The sequence below is a fragment of the Methylobacterium sp. J-001 genome (assembly GCF_022829565.1).
Taxonomy (GTDB): domain Bacteria; phylum Pseudomonadota; class Alphaproteobacteria; order Rhizobiales; family Beijerinckiaceae; genus Methylobacterium.
On record NZ_JAKSYN010000110.1, the window covers coordinates 1 to 15,639 of the forward strand.

General features: G+C 62.7%; 23 protein-coding genes. 8 read left to right on the top strand and 15 right to left on the bottom strand.

Going from position 1 to position 15,639, the window contains the following annotated elements; translation table 11 throughout:
• Positions 1-137: 137 nt before the first annotated feature.
• Positions 138-908: a hypothetical protein gene (locus tag MKK65_RS11875; protein ID WP_243957899.1), complete on the bottom strand. Its 771-nt coding sequence runs from the start codon at positions 906-908 to the stop codon at positions 138-140.
• Positions 909-1,077: 169 nt separating this feature from the next.
• Between MKK65_RS11875 and MKK65_RS11880 the strand changes: the two genes are divergently transcribed.
• On the top strand, positions 1,078-1,395 hold the full coding sequence (locus tag MKK65_RS11880) for a hypothetical protein (RefSeq protein WP_243957900.1): 318 nt from the start codon (positions 1,078-1,080) through the stop codon (positions 1,393-1,395).
• 433 nt (positions 1,396-1,828) lie between these two features.
• On the opposite strand, the gene MKK65_RS11885 is transcribed toward MKK65_RS11880, so the two are convergent.
• Positions 1,829-2,221, bottom strand: a complete 393-nt coding sequence (locus tag MKK65_RS11885) for a response regulator (protein ID WP_243957901.1) — start codon at positions 2,219-2,221, stop codon at positions 1,829-1,831.
• Between the two features lie 64 nt (positions 2,222-2,285).
• Positions 2,286-4,991 carry a PAS domain-containing protein gene (locus MKK65_RS11890; RefSeq protein ID WP_243957902.1) on the bottom strand — a complete coding sequence of 902 codons (2,706 nt, stop codon included), beginning with the start codon at positions 4,989-4,991 and terminating at the stop codon, positions 2,286-2,288.
• Positions 4,992-6,037: 1,046 nt separating this feature from the next.
• On the opposite strand from MKK65_RS11890, the gene MKK65_RS11895 reads away from it, so the two are divergent.
• The 3 genes from MKK65_RS11895 to MKK65_RS11905 all read left to right on the top strand — a co-directional run bounded on the left by MKK65_RS11895 (position 6,038) and on the right by MKK65_RS11905 (position 8,121).
• Complete coding sequence (locus MKK65_RS11895; protein ID WP_243957924.1) at positions 6,038-6,523, top strand: PilZ domain-containing protein; 486 nt, start codon at positions 6,038-6,040, stop codon at positions 6,521-6,523.
• Between the two features lie 324 nt (positions 6,524-6,847).
• Positions 6,848-7,078, top strand: coding sequence for a hypothetical protein (locus MKK65_RS11900; protein WP_243957903.1), 231 nt, complete (start codon positions 6,848-6,850; stop codon positions 7,076-7,078).
• 371 nt (positions 7,079-7,449) lie between these two features.
• A complete protein-coding gene (locus tag MKK65_RS11905) occupies positions 7,450-8,121 on the top strand; it encodes an SOS response-associated peptidase (RefSeq protein WP_243957904.1) in 672 nt (223 codons plus the stop codon).
• Between the two features lie 33 nt (positions 8,122-8,154).
• Here the strand turns inward: MKK65_RS11905 and MKK65_RS11910 are convergent, their stop codons facing one another.
• Entirely contained in the window at positions 8,155-8,373 is a 219-nt protein-coding gene (locus MKK65_RS11910; RefSeq protein WP_243957905.1) for a hypothetical protein, read from the bottom strand.
• A gap of 152 nt (positions 8,374-8,525) precedes the next feature.
• On the opposite strand from MKK65_RS11910, the gene MKK65_RS11915 reads away from it, so the two are divergent.
• The 3 genes from MKK65_RS11915 (at position 8,526) to MKK65_RS11925 (ending at position 10,039) form a co-directional block, all read left to right on the top strand.
• A complete protein-coding gene (locus tag MKK65_RS11915) occupies positions 8,526-8,669 on the top strand; it encodes a hypothetical protein (protein WP_243957906.1) in 144 nt (47 codons plus the stop codon).
• Between the two features lie 261 nt (positions 8,670-8,930).
• Entirely contained in the window at positions 8,931-9,695 is a 765-nt protein-coding gene (locus tag MKK65_RS11920) for a Crp/Fnr family transcriptional regulator (RefSeq protein ID WP_243957908.1), read from the top strand.
• 89 nt (positions 9,696-9,784) lie between these two features.
• The gene (locus MKK65_RS11925) at positions 9,785-10,039 is read left to right on the top strand and encodes a DUF6894 family protein (protein ID WP_243957909.1); all 255 of its coding nucleotides are present in this window, start codon (positions 9,785-9,787) and stop codon (positions 10,037-10,039) included.
• Here the strand turns inward: MKK65_RS11925 and MKK65_RS11930 are convergent.
• From MKK65_RS11930 to MKK65_RS11970, 9 genes are all read right to left on the bottom strand, one after another.
• Positions 10,029-10,265: a hypothetical protein gene (locus tag MKK65_RS11930; protein ID WP_243957910.1), complete on the bottom strand. Its 237-nt coding sequence runs from the start codon at positions 10,263-10,265 to the stop codon at positions 10,029-10,031. The genes MKK65_RS11925 and MKK65_RS11930 overlap by 11 nt on opposite strands.
• A gap of 221 nt (positions 10,266-10,486) precedes the next feature.
• Complete coding sequence (locus MKK65_RS11935; RefSeq protein ID WP_243957911.1) at positions 10,487-10,741, bottom strand: hypothetical protein; 255 nt, start codon at positions 10,739-10,741, stop codon at positions 10,487-10,489.
• A gap of 259 nt (positions 10,742-11,000) precedes the next feature.
• Positions 11,001-11,261 carry a hypothetical protein gene (locus tag MKK65_RS11940; RefSeq protein WP_243957912.1) on the bottom strand — a complete coding sequence of 87 codons (261 nt, stop codon included), beginning with the start codon at positions 11,259-11,261 and terminating at the stop codon, positions 11,001-11,003.
• Positions 11,258-12,001 carry a Crp/Fnr family transcriptional regulator gene (locus MKK65_RS11945; protein WP_243957913.1) on the bottom strand — a complete coding sequence of 248 codons (744 nt, stop codon included), beginning with the start codon at positions 11,999-12,001 and terminating at the stop codon, positions 11,258-11,260. The genes MKK65_RS11940 and MKK65_RS11945 overlap by 4 nt, the downstream gene beginning before the upstream one ends.
• 551 nt (positions 12,002-12,552) lie before the next feature.
• The gene (locus tag MKK65_RS11950; protein WP_243957914.1) at positions 12,553-12,720 is read right to left on the bottom strand and encodes a hypothetical protein; all 168 of its coding nucleotides are present in this window, start codon (positions 12,718-12,720) and stop codon (positions 12,553-12,555) included.
• Positions 12,721-12,723: 3 nt separating this feature from the next.
• The gene (locus MKK65_RS11955) at positions 12,724-12,924 is read right to left on the bottom strand and encodes a hypothetical protein (RefSeq protein WP_243957915.1); all 201 of its coding nucleotides are present in this window, start codon (positions 12,922-12,924) and stop codon (positions 12,724-12,726) included.
• Positions 12,925-13,133: 209 nt separating this feature from the next.
• A complete protein-coding gene (locus MKK65_RS11960) occupies positions 13,134-13,316 on the bottom strand; it encodes a DUF3606 domain-containing protein (RefSeq protein ID WP_243946934.1) in 183 nt (60 codons plus the stop codon).
• 25 nt (positions 13,317-13,341) lie between these two features.
• Positions 13,342-13,749 carry an STAS/SEC14 domain-containing protein gene (locus MKK65_RS11965; protein WP_243957916.1) on the bottom strand — a complete coding sequence of 136 codons (408 nt, stop codon included), beginning with the start codon at positions 13,747-13,749 and terminating at the stop codon, positions 13,342-13,344.
• Between the two features lie 146 nt (positions 13,750-13,895).
• Positions 13,896-14,081 carry a hypothetical protein gene (locus MKK65_RS11970; RefSeq protein ID WP_243957918.1) on the bottom strand — a complete coding sequence of 62 codons (186 nt, stop codon included), beginning with the start codon at positions 14,079-14,081 and terminating at the stop codon, positions 13,896-13,898.
• Between the two features lie 217 nt (positions 14,082-14,298).
• On the opposite strand from MKK65_RS11970, the gene MKK65_RS11975 reads away from it, so the two are divergent.
• A complete protein-coding gene (locus tag MKK65_RS11975) occupies positions 14,299-14,592 on the top strand; it encodes a hypothetical protein (RefSeq protein WP_243957920.1) in 294 nt (97 codons plus the stop codon).
• Positions 14,593-14,627: 35 nt separating this feature from the next.
• Here the strand turns inward: MKK65_RS11975 and MKK65_RS11980 are convergent, their stop codons facing one another.
• Together MKK65_RS11980 and MKK65_RS11985 are read right to left on the bottom strand one after the other, a co-directional pair.
• Entirely contained in the window at positions 14,628-15,536 is a 909-nt protein-coding gene (locus MKK65_RS11980; protein WP_243957926.1) for an IS3 family transposase, read from the bottom strand.
• Positions 15,488-15,639, bottom strand: a 152-nt coding sequence (locus tag MKK65_RS11985; RefSeq protein WP_243957927.1) for a transposase, incomplete at its 5' end; no start/stop codon positions are given. The genes MKK65_RS11980 and MKK65_RS11985, both read right to left, overlap by 49 nt.

Sequence of the window (15,639 nt, forward strand, 5' to 3'; positions counted from 1 at the left end):
AACCGCGTCCGGCCGCATTCGTCCCTGGGCTATCGGCCGCCCGCGCCTGTCAGCTTCCCGGATCTGGCCTTCCGGCTACCCATGGCAGCGGCCATGCAGTAGCCTCTCAATCGGCTCGGTCCAAAATACCGGTCAGGTCAGGCCCACATGCGTGACCACAGGAGGTACATCAAGGTGTCGGCGAAATTCGCCGCCATGATGATGACCTGTCGCCAGCCCTTGAGCACGGAAGGGTTGAGGACCGAGAAGGCATCCAACCGGCGCGGGACATTGTGCACATCGGCTTCGGTGATGAGGGCGTTGTACCGGGCCGCCTGGACGTAGACGACCCGGTGTTTCGACACGACGGCCGCCGCGAACGGCTGCATGCGCTCGTAGACCTCGTCCCGGCCGCGGTTGCGCGCGATGTCGTCGAGCTTCCGCGAACCGATCTTCTTGCCGATCGCCCAATAGCTCGGGTCGATCGAACGCGTGATCTCCAAGTGCTCCGTCACGAAAGTATGCGTGTCCGGCAGCTTGAAGGAGAACGCTTCCTGCACGTCCAGGGCCTCGTCGATGATCACGGTCCAACGATCTCGGAACGAGGCGTACATCTCCGCGAGGCGGACGAAGGCGGCGTGGGTGATCACCAGGATCTCGCCGCGGCCCTCGACCGCGTTGTTGATGTGGTCGATCACGGCCTTGGTGATGCCGCCGTCCGGCCGCGTGCGTTCGGAGATCTCGGTGACGTGGCTCGGGTCGATGCCGAGGCGCGTGAACGTGGTCTCGACGGTCTCGCAGATCAGCCGGTTGATCAACTGGACGAGGATGATCTTCTCGCCCCGGACAACGCGCGCCTTCATGTTGTCGGTTGCGCTGTGGGTCTTACCCGCGCCGCCGGGCGCATTCACGAAATCGATTTGCTGCACGAAGTATGTCTCGTCTCGAATATGCGCCCTTCGTAGCTCAGACGGGGCGGTGTGATGAAGAAAATGCGTTACGAAAGGACCTATATATGAAAGGTATTTCCTAGCGGAGTTTGAGGTCTTGGATCCGCCTCAGTCCGTCTCCCGGAGCCGCAGGCACGACAAACATGACGTGCGCGATCTCGTCCGATCAATTTCCTCGTGCAGATCGCGCACGATCTTCGAGCACAAGATCGTGGCGCAGCCCGGCGGCGTGGTAGAGCGGCCCGAGGATCTCGGGCTGCTCAAGCGCGCCGTCGCGAGCGGGTGGGCGCGCCTGCCGCGCCTACCCCTCGATACGCACGAAGATCATCGTTGTGCTGACGATCCAGTACCGACCCTCGGGTACAATCAAAAGATCGCACGCCTCGACGGGGTCGCCCACGCCCTCCCGACCGCACGAAGTCGTCTCGATCTTCTTGGTGCCAAGGGTGAGATCAACAGGGAGTAGAACGCCCCGCAGATGCGCTCAGACGCGCGTGGGCGGCCGTTGCGTGGAATTCGCCCGCAGGACCTCGGAGCCGATGAGACCCTCCCAACGCCCCGGAATTCTCGTGATACGCCCGAAGAGATGGCGATCACTTCGTCGTCCTCGACCTGCTGAATTGTCAGGACGAGATCGTCGTGACCGAGTGGGGTGTAGAAGACGACCTGGAGGCCGACGACAGGACCGAGAAGATGAAGTCGTCGCCTCGAAGATCGTTATAGAAAATTGCACCTCGAAGGGCCTAGACAACGCTGTCGTAGCACCGCCAGTCGGAGTTTGGTTGATGAGGGCATATCCGATATCCATACTTCTCACCGGAGGGCTCGCATCGATGAACAGCAATATCACCCCCGCACGGACCGCACGGCGGTGGGATGAGCACTAAGATGCTGACCTGCTACTTGAGCGCCGCGGGCTTGTACTCATCTGGCATGACTTCCTGCACATGATGGTGGACGATCTGCGCACTGAAAGGTTTGGCAATGAACCGTGCCCCCTCTGGTAAGTCGCCAGGACCGGGTATTACTCGACCGGACGCGACGACGATGGAGATGTGCGGGTATGTTTGCGCCGTCTCGCGCGCGAGGGCGAAACCGTTCCGCGAGCCGGGCATCTCAACATCGGAAAACAATAGGACGACATCCCGGTGATGTTGGCGCAGCAGTTCGTGGGCCTCATCGCCCGTTCTAGCCTCCAGGGTCCGGAACCCCGCCTGTTCCAAGATATCGACCGCGTCCATGCGGATCAGTCCCTCGTCTTCGACGATCAAGGCGTAAGGGGCAGTGGGCATCGCTGTCTCCATCCGCCTCAAGTCTCAACCCATCGAGAAGGTCCAGACCGTTCTCGCGCAGGGATCACGTCCCTGCCTTAAGACTCGCCAATGACGAGGCGAGGGTGCAGACGACACCCTCGACAAGATAGAAGATCTCGACACTCCCACCGGCCAATCCGCGCTGGATCAGGCGCGAGCCGAACCCCTTGCGGCTCGGTGGCGTTACCGGCGGTCCACCATGCTCGGTCCAAGCGAGGTGAAGCATCGCCTCTGTGCCTTCACCCTGGATCGTCCAGTCCAGCGCGACGTAGCCCGCCGGACGGCTCAGCGCTCCGTACTTAGTCGCGTTGGTGGCCAACTCGTGCAGGATGAGCCCGAGTGCCAAGGCGGCGGACGGGCCGAGCGGTAACTCGGGTCCGCTGCGTTGAAACCGCGTCTCCGCATCCTGGTGCAGTGTCAGCGCGCCGTCGATGATCGCGGTGATCGGCGCGCGGTCCTTGCTCCCGGTCAACAGGATGTCATGCGCCTTACCCAGGGCAATCAGTCGAGCGGCCAGCGCATCCCGTGCCTCTACCAGATCGTCAGCGTTGCGCAGGGTCTGTGAGGCGATCGACTGCACAAGGGCGAAGGTGTTCTTCAGACGATGGCTCAGTTCGAGGTTGAGGATGCGCTGCTGCTCCTCCGCCTCGGCCCGCGCAACCGCCGATCGGGTTCGATCGGCGATGTTGCGAACGAAGGCGATGTCGTCCCGCGACCACGCCACCGGCTCAGCCCTCACGGCATAGAACAAGGCGACGAACCGACCGTGCTCCAGTACCGGCAGGTTGAGCAACGCGCGCGTGCTGATCGCGGCCAGGGCCTCGGCATCCGCCGCGGTTCGAGGATCGTCGCCGGTATCGCCGATGACGACATCGTGCCCCGCCTTGAGGTCTTCGATGAACGAACCGTAGTCGCGGAACTGATGGTGCCCGGCGATGCTCACGAGGCCCGGAGCAGTCCACTCCTGGGCCACCAGGATAGTCTCCGCTTCGGGTTCGACTTGGCCGTAGCCCGCGTGGCTCAGCCCAAGCGTTCGCCCCATGATCTCAGCGGCGATCCGGCTGATCTCCGCTTTGTCCCCCACGTCACGCAAGCGGTCGCCTAGTTCGGTTATCGCCGCACGGCGCGCCTCAGCCCGCTTGCGCTCCGAGATCTCCAGGAACAGGGCCGCGAACTGCTGATCGCACTGCTTGCGCGCCCTCACCTCGAACGTGCGGTGCAACTCGGGGACGTGAATTTCGAACGTCGCGGGCTCGCCGGTCTCAACTATGTGGGCGTAGGTGTCGATCAACCACTGCGGGATGTCAGGGATCAGTTCGCGTATCGTGCGCCCGGCACTGTCGGCCGACAGGCCGGTCAGTGCGGCAAATGCCGGGTTCACCTCCAGGAACCGATAGTCCACCGCCCGGCCATCGGCGTCGCGGATCAGTTCCGCGCTGTGGAAACCCTCCTGCATCCCGGCGAACAGCCCGCGCCAGCGCTCCTCGCTGACCGCCAGTAGCCGCTCGACGGTTTTCTGCTCGGTGATGTCGCGGGAGACGGACAGGATCTTCTCCGGCCGCCCGTCCGCATTCAGGATTGGTGTCACCTGCACGTCCCACCACTTGGGCGTACCCTTGAAGGTATCAGCCGCCCCCTGGAAGTGCCCGACGCCCCCTGCGAGCGCCGCCCACACCGCCGCCTTGGCGTCCGCATTGCCATGGCCCTGCCAGAAATCCGGCCATGGGCAGCCCTTGATCTCGTTGAAGTCGCCGACCTCCATCACCTTCATGCCGCCTTCGCTCATGAACGTCAGCTTTGTGTCGAGGTCGAGCACCTTGATGCAGTCGGCGGAGGAAGCCAGCACGCTGCGCATGAAGTCGGCGTCGGCGCGCTGCCGTTCGGCGGCGAGGCGCTGCTCGGTGCGGTCGCGCAGGATCTTGATAAACCCCTCAGGTTTGCCGTTCTCGTCATTCAGCGGCATCATCTCGCCATTGGCCCAGAACGTCGTGCCATCTTTACGCAGGTGCCAGCGCTCGTCCTGCCCTCGCCCGTGCAGCAAGGCGGCGCCCATCTCCTTCTCAGCAATCTGTTCGCGGTCGTCAGCCTCGGTGAAGAACACGTCGGCGTGGCACCCGAGCATGTCGGCCTCGCTCCACCCGAGGATCCACTCGGCCCCCGCGTTCCAGCTTGTGACGCGGCCGTTCAGATCCATCGTGATGATGCCGTAGTCGATCGCGCTCTCCAGGATGGCTGCGTTGCGACGATCGCTCTCGCGACGCTCTTTGAGGGCCTTACGCAGTTCCAGCACGGTCATGGCCTGATGTGCCAGCGTGCGCAGGATCAGCGCCTGCGAGGTAGTGAGCCGGTTGGGCTTGATGTCGAGCACGCATAAGGCGCCGATGGACACACCCTCGGCGGTCACCAACGGTACGCCCGCGTAGAAGCGCACATGCGGTGCGCCAGTCACCAGCGGATTGTTAGAGGTACGTGGATCCTGGGTGGTGTCCCGTATCTCGAATACGTCGCGCTGTTCGGCCGTGTAGGCGCAGATAGATGAGGCGAGTGGTGTCTCCCGTGGGCCGAACCCGATCGCAGCTTTGAACCATTGCCGGTCGATGTCGAGCAGGGAGATCAGCGAGACGGGCGTGCTGCAGGCGGCGGATGCGGCCTGCACGATCTCGTCGAACTCTGCCTCGGCTTCCGTGTCGAGGATGTTAAAGCTGGCGAGTGCGTGCTGGCGCCGATCGCTGAAGCTGGTATCAATCACGCTCTTCACACCCAGCTATGTGCGATCGGGTCTGGGGTGATCGCCTGGGGTCCTTCTGCGGCCTAATTGATCCCTTGAGCAAGGAGCATGCGGTCACAGTTCGAGTGGCCCACGTTCGAGAGTGACAGAGCGCCTTTCACGCCGCCTGTGAAACCAAGCCGAATTTTGCCGAAATCGGATGCCGCCAAGGCAAATCGAGATGCTCTCGGTGAAGATCACACGGTTATGTCGCAACTGAATTATTTGCTTCATATGCACTTGAGTAGGCTGATATTAGACACGCCGATCCGAAGTTCGCCTTGGATCACCTTTTCCTTGACCGAACCGATCTAGAAGGTTGCAATACGGTCGCGGGCAGCAAGTAGATCGTCCGTCCAGCGACAACCCTCGCCATGACGATCTACTTGATGCTGAGGAAGGCGCTGGCCGATGTGGAAGAACGACCCGTTCAGCGTCAAGGACGAGACTGCACAGCGCGGGCGTTCAGAATGGACCGGCGGCGATAACCCAGGTCATGCGTCTTCGGCACCGCGGCTTCTCCCCTCTCGGTCGAGATGCGGGTGCCGAAGATCCCAACAGCCGAATTCGAGCCGTCGCCCCTTCGGATCGACATGAAGCCGCGGTAAGGCCCCCGGATTTTTCATGTATCGCAAGACCGAGAAATATGGCCTAAAGTCCAACATCTTTATTCCGGGGTGTTGAACGATTACTTACGACGCTACCGGACAGCTAGTCGCGATTTTTATTTGCATACAAAATTATAGGTGGTCACATATAACCTGAGGTCAGCACCTTTAATTGATCTTTAAGGAGCACGAAACATCCTGCAACAAGACGCCGGGATCAGCACACGGCATGTGCAAGGTTTCCCAGCCCGTGATCCTCCGTCGCTCTGCAAAGCCATGCTCAATAGCGGTTCAGTCCGGGATAGGTCCGACCCTCAAGGTCGCGCGCGATCGCATGGCGCGTCATCAAAAGATGATATCGACCCGATCGCTGGACGTGCGCTCCTGCCCGATGGGGAGGAGGTATCGTGTACCGCGGTGATGCGCTCGCCGTTGCGGGGCGAGATCAGCCTCAAGGGAAAGATATCCCCCGGTCAGGTCGTCGTCTGCTCCCTCGACAATGTCGGTATCCTGGTCGGCAAGGTCAACGAGATCACTCCACGGGGGATCTTGGTGGACTTCATGGTACGCGAGAGTCGCCGGGAAAAGGTGGCCGCGCGGCTGGATTGGCACGCCGCGCATGCGGTTCGTGCCGCGCAACTGCGCCGCGCACCTCGCATCGTCCCCCTCCACCCCGCAGTTGAAATCAAGCTCGCGGAGACGGTTACTTTCATCGGAACGATCCTGGACATCTCCCTCTCGGGGGCCGCGATCGTCCTACGGCCCAACCCCGGTCTGTTCGTCGGCACCCTGTTACGGGTCGCGGGCCGCTACGCCACCGTCGTGCGGGCGATCGAGGATGGCGTCGCCGTTCAATTCGTCGAACCTTTCAGCACGGATGCCTTCGACAGGTGGGTAAAGCCGTGATCGAGATCGCATCGGCGCTCCTTGGCAGCGGCTGGATGGATGAGGTCGAGCCATCACCCATCGAAAAGGCAAGACGCGGGCGGTGGTAGAGTGTCGTTACACCTCACGATCAGCGCGATGTCGATCTTCGTCGCAAGCCTGATTGTGCCGTTCCCGGTCAGGGATCTGCACGGAAGCCATCGTTGAGGCTCTGCTAACCGTCCGGGATCAACGTGCATCCTAAGGCCACATCGCGTACTTGGCCCCGTCGCCGTGCGGAACGGCATCAAGGCCCGCCAGCCCGTGATCAGATGGCTCGGGCGGGTCAAAGCTATGGATACCCTCGTGACGACCACGCTCTCTCATTCGGATGCACTCCTGCACGACCCGCTCCTCCAGGCTGGGCGGCAGGTTGCCGAGGCTGAGGAACGTCGCGAGCAGCAGATGCGCTTCCTGTCCGGCCTTGCCCAAGGCTCGCCCGCGCGGATCTATGCCGAGCACGTCCTGAGCGAGATCGAGCGATCCATCGCGCTCAGCCGCATGCACGAGGAGCTAATCCAGAACCTCCTGGGATGATCGACATGCGCCGGTTGGGCATGTGGGCGATCCAGTCAGCGGCTCGATCGATGTACTGTCCACGAGAAGCCGGATCATCGCCGAGCGGCTTCCGAGCATCATGGCAGGCGGTTCGCCGACCATAGCTTTCCAAGCCGCGATGAACTCAGACTGCGACACGTGAGCGAGCGTATCCTCGCTCTGAGACACCGGCTTTGTCGATGCGAAGCGTCGGTGGGTCATGGGCGGATTACGCCCGCGATCTGCGGTACGTTTCAAGGTCCCCTGAGCAGGGTGAAGGCGACCTAAACAGAGTGTACGCCAGTTAACCCTCGGCCTTGAACGCACGTTGCGGACCTGAGCCTTCACGACGGTTCCGGCGAGCGTGCTGCATGTGCAACCTCTACAGCCTGATCCGCTCGCAGTCCGAGATCGGCAAGGCGTTCAGCGTCGAACACGATGACACCGGCAATCTACCGCCGCTGCCGGGCATCTTCCCGAACACCACGGCGCCCGTGATCCGCATACGCGACGGCGCCCGTGCCCTGTCGATGATGCGCTGGGGCATGCCCTCGCCCGCCTTCGCCTTAAAGGGCAAGAAGGTCGATCCCGGCGTCACCAATGTGCGGAACACCGGCTCGCCGCACTGGCGCCGCTGGCTCTCGCCCGCGCATCGCTGCCTCGTGCCGATCACGAGCTTCAGCGAGAACGAGAAGGCGGCGGACGGCTCGCACCCGCCCGTGTGGTTCGCGCTTTCAGAGGATCGGCCGCTCACCTGCTACGCGGGCATCCTAGTCGAGGGCTGGCAGAGCGTGCGGAAGGTGAAGGACGGCGAGACGACCGACGACCTGTATGCATTCCTGACCACCGAGCCGAACGCGGAGGTGGGCGCCGTGCACCCGAAGGCGATGCCGGTGATCCTCACGAAGCCGGAGGAGTGGGAGACGTGGCTGTCAGCGCCCTGGCCGGAAGCGAAGGATCTTCAGCGGCCCTTGGCCGATGATGCGCTCGTCGTCGTAGCCCGTGGCGCTCGCCGGGATGGCCGAGATGACGATGTGAGTTAGTGGCGCTGGCCCTTACCGATCGGCCGGACGCGGTCACACCAGCCGTAGCTCCCCCGGCACGAGCCGGATGCGCTTCACCAAGGCGCGCGACAGGCTTCCGACGATCTCCACCTTCGTCTTGGGCGGGACGTTCAACGCCACGGCCTCCAACGCTTCATACGCTGTTATCGCCAGCACCGCGTAGACACGGACCGCCTCGCGCTTCTGCGCTACGGCCACGAGGTAGGCATGACGCTTCGGCGTGTGCGACATCGATCTGAGTTACGAGCAGGAGACCTGTGCGTCACTGCGGAATTCGCCCGCATCACAGGTATCTGCATCACAGTCCCGCCGCGATCAGCGCGCCTCCTGAAGACAATGGCGGGGGCGGCCCGCCGAGTATCGCGCCGCTAGGAGTACCCCGCATGCGGAACACTCTGCTGTCCCTGTTGGCCGTCGTCGTCGTCATGGCCGCTCACAGCGTGGCCAAGCTGGTGCTACTGCCCTTCCGGCTCCTGCGGGGCCTATTCCGACACAGTGCCAAGCCAGCGCAGATCACGGTGCGCTAACCAGATACTGGCACCCTACGCGGACGCCGGTGAGATAGACGACCTCCCCCGTCAGCCCGTGATCAGATCGGGCGGCGGGGCCGAGCCGCAGGGCGGAAACCGTACCCAACTACAAGGAGCACCGGAAAATATAACACGTGTTAGAGTATCGAGGCCCTGATGTGCGTCTCACCGTGTGCGGTTCTTTCATTCCGTTCCGCATAGGTGCGATACGCCGCCCGGATCGGGGCGAAACGACCGCCGAAGGGCGCGTCGTGAACCATGATCAATACTCTGATCCGCAAGCTCAGCGTCGCAGGCAGACTAACTGAGGGCGATCACGAGACGTTGCGGCGCGTGAGCGTGCGTAGCCGACAGGTCCGAGCCCGCCAGGATCTCACCACCGAGGGAGATCGGCCCGAGAACGTACATCTCGTCCTCTCCGGCTTCGTCTGTCGCTACAAGATCCTGCCGAAGGGTCAGCGCCACATCACAGCCCTCATGGTGCCGGGTGACTTCTGCGACCTGCATGTCGCCATCCTAGATGAGATGGACCATTCGATCGCCACGTTGACCCCGTGCACCGTGGTGGAGATCCCGCGTTCCACCGTCCGCGACCTGACCGAGAACCATCCCCGTATCGCCCATGCCCTCTGGTGGGCGACCCTCGTCGATGATGCGGTGCTGCGCGAGTGGCTCATCGGCTTGGCAGGGCGTGAAGCCGCCGAGCGGATGGCGCACCTGTTCTGTGAACTCCTGCTGCGCCTGAGCGTGGTCGGCTTGGCCGAGAAGGACGAGTATGCCCTGCCCCTCACCCAGATTGACCTCGCCGATATGCTTGGTCTGACGCCTGTTCACGTGAACCGCACATTGCAGTACCTAAGGTCGGAGGACCTGATTGTCCTCAAGAAACGTCGCCTTAAGATCCTGGACATAGCTCGGCTGAAAGCCTTCTGCGGCTTCGTCCCAACCTATCTGCATTACACCCCACGAACAAATAATCTCAATCCTCATCAACACAAGTTACAAATGTCAGCCTCGGGATGAGGCAGAACTGAACACATCGCTGATCGAACATTTGGGCGTCAGCGGCTGAGAGATGCGAGTGCTCCCGCCTGAGTGAGGCCGGATATCTCATGCCGCATTTTTTCTTCGACACCGACGACGGCCACTTCCGCCATGAGGACAATGAGGGCTTCGAGTTGCCCAGCATCGACGCCGCGCGCATTGAGGCGTTGGATGCCCTCCCGGAAATGGCGCGTAATAAGTCCCCGGACCGGGATCGTCGCACCTATTCGGTTCGGGTGCGCGATGAGAACGGGACGGCGGTCTACTCCGCCTCGCTCGACTTGGTCGGCGAATGGCATATCCCACACGCCATCAGCCCGTGATCGGATCCGGCTGTGGGGCCAAGACGGACGGCTCAGCAATGTGCCGCACCGTATTTTGAATACACAGTGCAATCAGTGGCTTATCTCGTGCGTTGCCGAGGCCATGGATACGCTTGACCTCCGCACCAACCGCCACACCAATGCGCTGAACCGGCTCGCTCACACACTTGACGTGCCGGTGGCTGAATTCTTCGGCGAGCCAGCCAACCACGAAGCCGACGATCATCTTGCCCTCGTGCGCCTCTGGTCAGAGATCTAGGGCGCCCAAGGCCGTGGTCGCGTCCTAGAGATAGCTCGGCAGGAGGCAGAGCGTGGCGGCTACAAAGGCTGTGCCTGAGCCAGCCCAGTTCATGCCGGGCAACCCCGCTTCTGGCCGCATGGCCTAAGAGCAAACCTTGATCACCACGGTCACGCCCCTCATCGCAAGGATCCGCGCATGACCATGAGCTAGGTGCGCGAAAAAGGACCGTCCGGGCGTCCGACCTGTTCTCGGTCACCGAGGATGCGGCGTCCTGATGCGATGATCTGGATCACCTCACGACTATCGCATTCCTTGCGGGCTAGGACCTCCAGGTCGCGCAAGTAGACGATCACTGGCTGGCGCACGTGCGCGTGCTGCCGTAGGACCGGCTCGACCTTGGCGGTGACATGCTCGGCAAGCGCGTCCCAGAACTCAGGAGGCTTCGCAGACTCGTCTCCCATTCGACACGCTCCTTCTGCGAAGTACGACCTCGTTAGCCATGAGTTCGGAGGCAAAAGCCCACAGCCAACGGGACCGCCCGATATGGATCCGGTTCGGCCGACATAGCGGATGGGGAGCGTCGCCTAAATTACCTGCGTTAGATCGAGGTCGTGGCGTGGCAGCGTCCCTTGGCCGGTGATGCGCTCGTCGTCGTAGCCCGTGGCGCTCGCCGGGATGGGCGAGCCGACGATACGGATCGGTGACGCCAGCCTAGCTGCATCACAGTCCCGCCGCGATCCGCTTGGTCCCAAGGTGCCGCTCGATCCAATCTTGAGCCGCGTCCACGTCCAGGAACAGGGGAGCGCTCATCACTGCGGTCAGACCGAACCCGGCCTCTAGGAACCACATGCCCGCGTTGGCCCCGTGCTGCCCGGACAGGTGCACCAGCACCGCCACGAGGAACCCGTCCACGAACACGAGTTGGCCGTCGCTGTCTTCACTGCTGGTTGCGACACGCACGGGCTGGAGGCGCAGGGTCATCCCGCCGCTCGCCTCTGCAAGTGCAGGTAGGTCGCGTCGAACTCGGAGGCTCGGACAAGCTCGTCCCACGCCTTCACCACCAGTGTCTGCCGGTACAGCGTGATCAGCCCACGACCGCGCATCTCCTTCAATACGCGGTTGATGTGCACGGCCGTCATACCCGTGGCGTCCGCGAGATCGGTCTGGGTGATCGGCAGGGGACAGCGGTGTTCACCCGCCAGCCCGACCGCCTCCTGCTTCAGGTACAGTTCGCAGAACAGGTGGGCCAAGTGCTCGAACGCCGGGCGACGCCCCATGGCGATCAACCACTCCCGGAAGATCGCCGCGTCGATCAGCGTGTCACGCCAGAGCGCGGCGGCGATGCTCGGGAAGCGGGCCGTAAGGTCGTGCATGCTCTCGTGCGGAACGAACGCGACGGTGGCTTGGGTCATCGTCCCAAGCGTGTGGTCCATCAGCGGGATGAGCAGGCTCTGCAAATCTGGGATGTCGCCCGCGATGTGGAACGAGAAGATCTGGCGACGCCCCTCGCTCACGAACTTGTACCGACAGGCCCAGCCTTCCAGGATGACGCAGCACTGGGTCGCCCGGTCGCCGTCCCGCACGATGTCCTGTCTTGCTGAGAGGGTCCGCACCCGGACGGGCAGACTCTCGATCGCCTGTCGTTCCGCATCCGAGAGGCGGGTGACGCTCTCCAGTTTGCGGATGAGCGGGTAGAGGGCGTGGGGGAGCGTCGAGGCCATGGCGGCTTCGCCTTGTGTGGCAGGCGGAAGCACACGGCGCTCCCAGGCGGCAGCATCCGTTCCAGAGCAACCGACGATGGCGCACGGGTAGATGGTATATTATCGACCCGAACCATCCTGGGTTAAGGTTTCCGCGATCTGAGCGCTCTGCGCGGTCGCACCCATATGTCTTGTATTTGTAAATTACTTACATAAAGACATTCAGCTTGGTATTTGTCAAAAAATTACGGCATCGAACTGATCGCCAGCCGTACTCAGGGCGCTGATGATTGAGGGACAGCGTGTGCTCTCGCCCTTAGCTGGCGAACATCCGTGGCTCCCCTCCGGCAACCCGATGTGCGCAACAAGCTCCTCGCTTGCCTCTTGCCAAAGGATTTCGCCAGTCTGCGACCCGCTCTGCGTATCGAGCCGATGCAGCTACGGCAGGTACTGATCCCCGCCCATTCGTCGATTGAGGTCGTCTATTTTCCCGAAGAGGGCTTCGTCTCTATCACGGCCGATGGCGCGAGTATCCTTGCGTGGCCGGGCGCCGGTTCTCTCGGACGGCACTGCTAATGCACCTTGCCGTTCCCGGCGTTCAGGCCGAGCAGGTCGCCAGTGGTGATCCATGCGCCGCCATCGACACGACATTTCTCGAAGTCGTCGTCTGGCTCGACGATGTGGCCGCGGGACGTAATCACTGTCACAGCCTCCACGATCGGGTCCGAGTCCTCAAACATGCGCTATGCCGACGCCACGATCATCCGGCGGCGCGCCTCGGTGAAACGCCCCTCCTCCGGCTGATCAGGCATGTCGGCGACCACCGCCTCGACGATCTGGCGGGTGGTCGCCTCGTCCGGTCCGAGCCCGCGGGCCAACCCGTCGAGACGCGCCATCGCTCGGTGAACGGCGGCCCTGTCGGGCCTGTCGGACGGCTCGCTCATCCCTGAACCGGGAAGCCCATGATGACGGCGGTCATGACCATCGTGCGCCGCAGGCCCGGCGTGGTCGCCTCTCGGACAGCAGCTTCTTGGCCTGGGGATGCATCTCGATCGCCTTGGCCACATCGGCCCGGTGGCCCGACTTAAAGACAAACGGCTCAACGTTCTTCAAGTAGGAGACCGTCGCACCAGGATGGCAAATGGTAGGAATATTATCGCTTCTTTCCCAACTCTGCGGCGATGTCTTTGGTCATCAAGCCGACCTTGCGGTGGGCAGTCACCAACTGATCGCGCGTCACGCCCCAGCGCTTCATCCAGTATTCCACGGCCTTCCGCTCGGAGAGGTCGAGGCGATCTTTGTCGATGAAGCCGCGCTTATCCTTCAGACCAGCCATTCGCTTCGATCTCCAATCAGCCCATTCAGGATCTTGCGGTAGCCGGTCCGGCCTCTGCGAGGTACGCCCAAGCCGCGGCCTCGTCGGCTAGATCAAACGTCTTGGTCTCGACTGGCATGACCGTCCCGGACAGCGTGATCATGGCGCGGGCGAACAACGGCGCGCCGACCACGACGTAATTGCGGATGTGCGCGACTGAGCGGGCCATCACCGTGCTGGCGTAGCCGTCGAACCTCGCCCCGAGGTCCGAGCCTTCGTAGTTCGACATGATCAGCAGCATGTCGATCTTATCGTGGATTTTCATCGCCTCGTCGGCGATCGAGGACATCCACTCGATGTCGGGCTTGGTGATCCTGTCCTTGATCTCGAAGGCCAAGAGATCGGCGCGTGGCGCCTCGCGCTGGATCACTGATCCGTCAGGTGCAGCGTTCATGAAGCTCTCCCAGCGCCACCTCGACGCGTGATCGTTGGGAACGGCGCGGCGCTCAGGTTTGATCCTGAAAGGCATCGTCGGCGCCCATTGTCGAGTCCGCCTGTGCCATCGCTCTGGGTAAGGATGGTGCTCAGGTGCAGTCCCGCCTATCCCCGCGCCCGACCCCGCTCCTCATCCGCCACGGCCTCGACGGCGGCGATCACGTTTTCCAGTTCGGCGACCTGACGCAGGGCGCTCCCGGCGGGCATCCCGTCGTGCTCGGCCATCGCCAGGATGAGATCGCGTTGGTGAGCCTTCAGGCGGTCGAGAAGGACGTTGAGCTTTTCGGACATCTGGCGGCTGTAGTCGCGGGGTTCGTCCTGGACAAGCAGTAGGGCGACCCGGCGCCCACCTACGCTATCAGCATCGTTGTGGTAGATTTGATCGCCATAACGGAGCCGCGCTCGACACTCCAAGGGCCATGCTGACGCTAAAAAAGTTGGAGCACGCGACCGTCCGCGGCGAGACGGCCAAGGAGGCGCTCACTTAAAAGGGGCGAGGAGCAACTTCGTGAAGATTACGGTCACGAACTTCGACGAGCGCAAGACGCCCGATCTGCACTCGCAGCAGACGATCGTTCTCTCGGACGGCAAGCTATCACGAAAGACTTTCACGCGGCTCGTCCCGCGCGACCGGCACACCGGCAAACCGCATCATGAAAGCCTGAAGGTAGAGACCTGGAGGAAGCGTAAGACACTCTGCGAAGTGGACGAAGAGCACACGGTCACGCTCCAGGGCGAGGAGGTCCAAACCTTGCTCGACTTCGTGGCCGGGGCTCGCTCCATACCCACAACCCGGCGGTGACCTGACCGGTATTTTGGACCGAGCCGATTGAGAGGCTACTGCATGGCCGCTGCCATGGGTAGCCGGAAGGCCAGATCCGGGAAGCTGACAGGCGCGGGCGGCCGATAGCCCAGGGACGAATGCGGCCGGACGCGGTTGTAGGTAGTTTGCCAAAGACCGATCACGATCTGCGCCTCCTTCAGCGAGTAGAAGATCTCTTGTCTCAGGCACTCATCCTGAAGCTTGCCATTGAAGCTCTCGCAGTACCCGTTCTCCCACGGCGAGCCCGGCGCAATGTACTGGATCTGTGCTCCGGCTTTGGCGACCCATTTGCGCAACGCCTTGGAGATCATCTCAGGGCCATTATCGCAGCGTATGTGCTCCGGGATGCCGTGCAGGCACATGGCGTCGGCCAGCGTCTCGATCACGCCGACGCTGTTGATGCGTCGCGCCACCTTCAGCGCCAGACAAGCTCGGCTATGCTCGTCGATCAGCGTCAGGACCCGGAGCGAGCGTCCGTCGTGGGTCCGCGCCTGGACGAAGTCGAAGCTCCAGACGTGATTGCGGTGGAGCGGACGCAGCCGCACGCTGGATCCATCGTTCAGCCACAGGCGGCTGCGCGGTCGGTGCTTCTGTGGGACCTTGAGCCCCTCGCGATGCCAGATGCGTTGAACCCGATCCTTGCCCACCTGCCAGCCGTCCGCTTGTAGCAGCGCGGTGATGCGGCGGTAGCCATAGCGCCCGTACTCGGACGCCATGGCAATGATGGCGCGGGTCAGCGCATCCTCGTCGGCCAGCACGGTGGGCACGTAGCGTTGCGTGCCCCGGTGCTGACCGACGATCCGGCAGGCGTGACGTTCCGAGAGGCCGTACTTCTCCCGGATCCCATCGACCGCCTGCCGGCGTCGCTCGGGGGCTACAAGTTTCCCGCGGCGACGTCCGCCAACACCTGCTTCTCCAAGGATAGATCGGCTACCAGTCGCCGCAGCCGCGCGTTCTCGCGCTCCAGGTCCTTCATCTTCCTGGCCTGATCGACTTGGAGACCGCCGTACTCCTTGCGCCAGCGGT

Coding starts and splice junctions, on each gene's coding strand:
- MKK65_RS11945 (WP_243957913.1), bottom strand. CDS start 12,001: ATGGCCTCGACGCTCCCCCACGCCCTCTACCCGCTCATCCGCAAACTG.
- MKK65_RS11935 (WP_243957911.1), bottom strand. CDS start 10,741: ATGGGAGACGAGTCTGCGAAGCCTCCTGAGTTCTGGGACGCGCTTGCC.
- MKK65_RS11895 (WP_243957924.1), top strand. CDS start 6,038: ATGCGCTCGCCGTTGCGGGGCGAGATCAGCCTCAAGGGAAAGATATCC.
- MKK65_RS11920 (WP_243957908.1), top strand. CDS start 8,931: ATGATCAATACTCTGATCCGCAAGCTCAGCGTCGCAGGCAGACTAACT.
- MKK65_RS11955 (WP_243957915.1), bottom strand. CDS start 12,924: ATGAGCGAGCCGTCCGACAGGCCCGACAGGGCCGCCGTTCACCGAGCG.
- MKK65_RS11960 (WP_243946934.1), bottom strand. CDS start 13,316: ATGGCTGGTCTGAAGGATAAGCGCGGCTTCATCGACAAAGATCGCCTC.
- MKK65_RS11970 (WP_243957918.1), bottom strand. CDS start 14,081: ATGTCCGAAAAGCTCAACGTCCTTCTCGACCGCCTGAAGGCTCACCAA.
- MKK65_RS11905 (WP_243957904.1), top strand. CDS start 7,450: ATGTGCAACCTCTACAGCCTGATCCGCTCGCAGTCCGAGATCGGCAAG.
- MKK65_RS11915 (WP_243957906.1), top strand. CDS start 8,526: ATGCGGAACACTCTGCTGTCCCTGTTGGCCGTCGTCGTCGTCATGGCC.
- MKK65_RS11910 (WP_243957905.1), bottom strand. CDS start 8,373: ATGTCGCACACGCCGAAGCGTCATGCCTACCTCGTGGCCGTAGCGCAG.
- MKK65_RS11940 (WP_243957912.1), bottom strand. CDS start 11,261: ATGACCCTGCGCCTCCAGCCCGTGCGTGTCGCAACCAGCAGTGAAGAC.
- MKK65_RS11965 (WP_243957916.1), bottom strand. CDS start 13,749: ATGAACGCTGCACCTGACGGATCAGTGATCCAGCGCGAGGCGCCACGC.
- MKK65_RS11950 (WP_243957914.1), bottom strand. CDS start 12,720: ATGTTTGAGGACTCGGACCCGATCGTGGAGGCTGTGACAGTGATTACG.
- MKK65_RS11925 (WP_243957909.1), top strand. CDS start 9,785: ATGCCGCATTTTTTCTTCGACACCGACGACGGCCACTTCCGCCATGAG.
- MKK65_RS11930 (WP_243957910.1), bottom strand. CDS start 10,265: ATGATCGTCGGCTTCGTGGTTGGCTGGCTCGCCGAAGAATTCAGCCAC.
- MKK65_RS11885 (WP_243957901.1), bottom strand. CDS start 2,221: ATGCCCACTGCCCCTTACGCCTTGATCGTCGAAGACGAGGGACTGATC.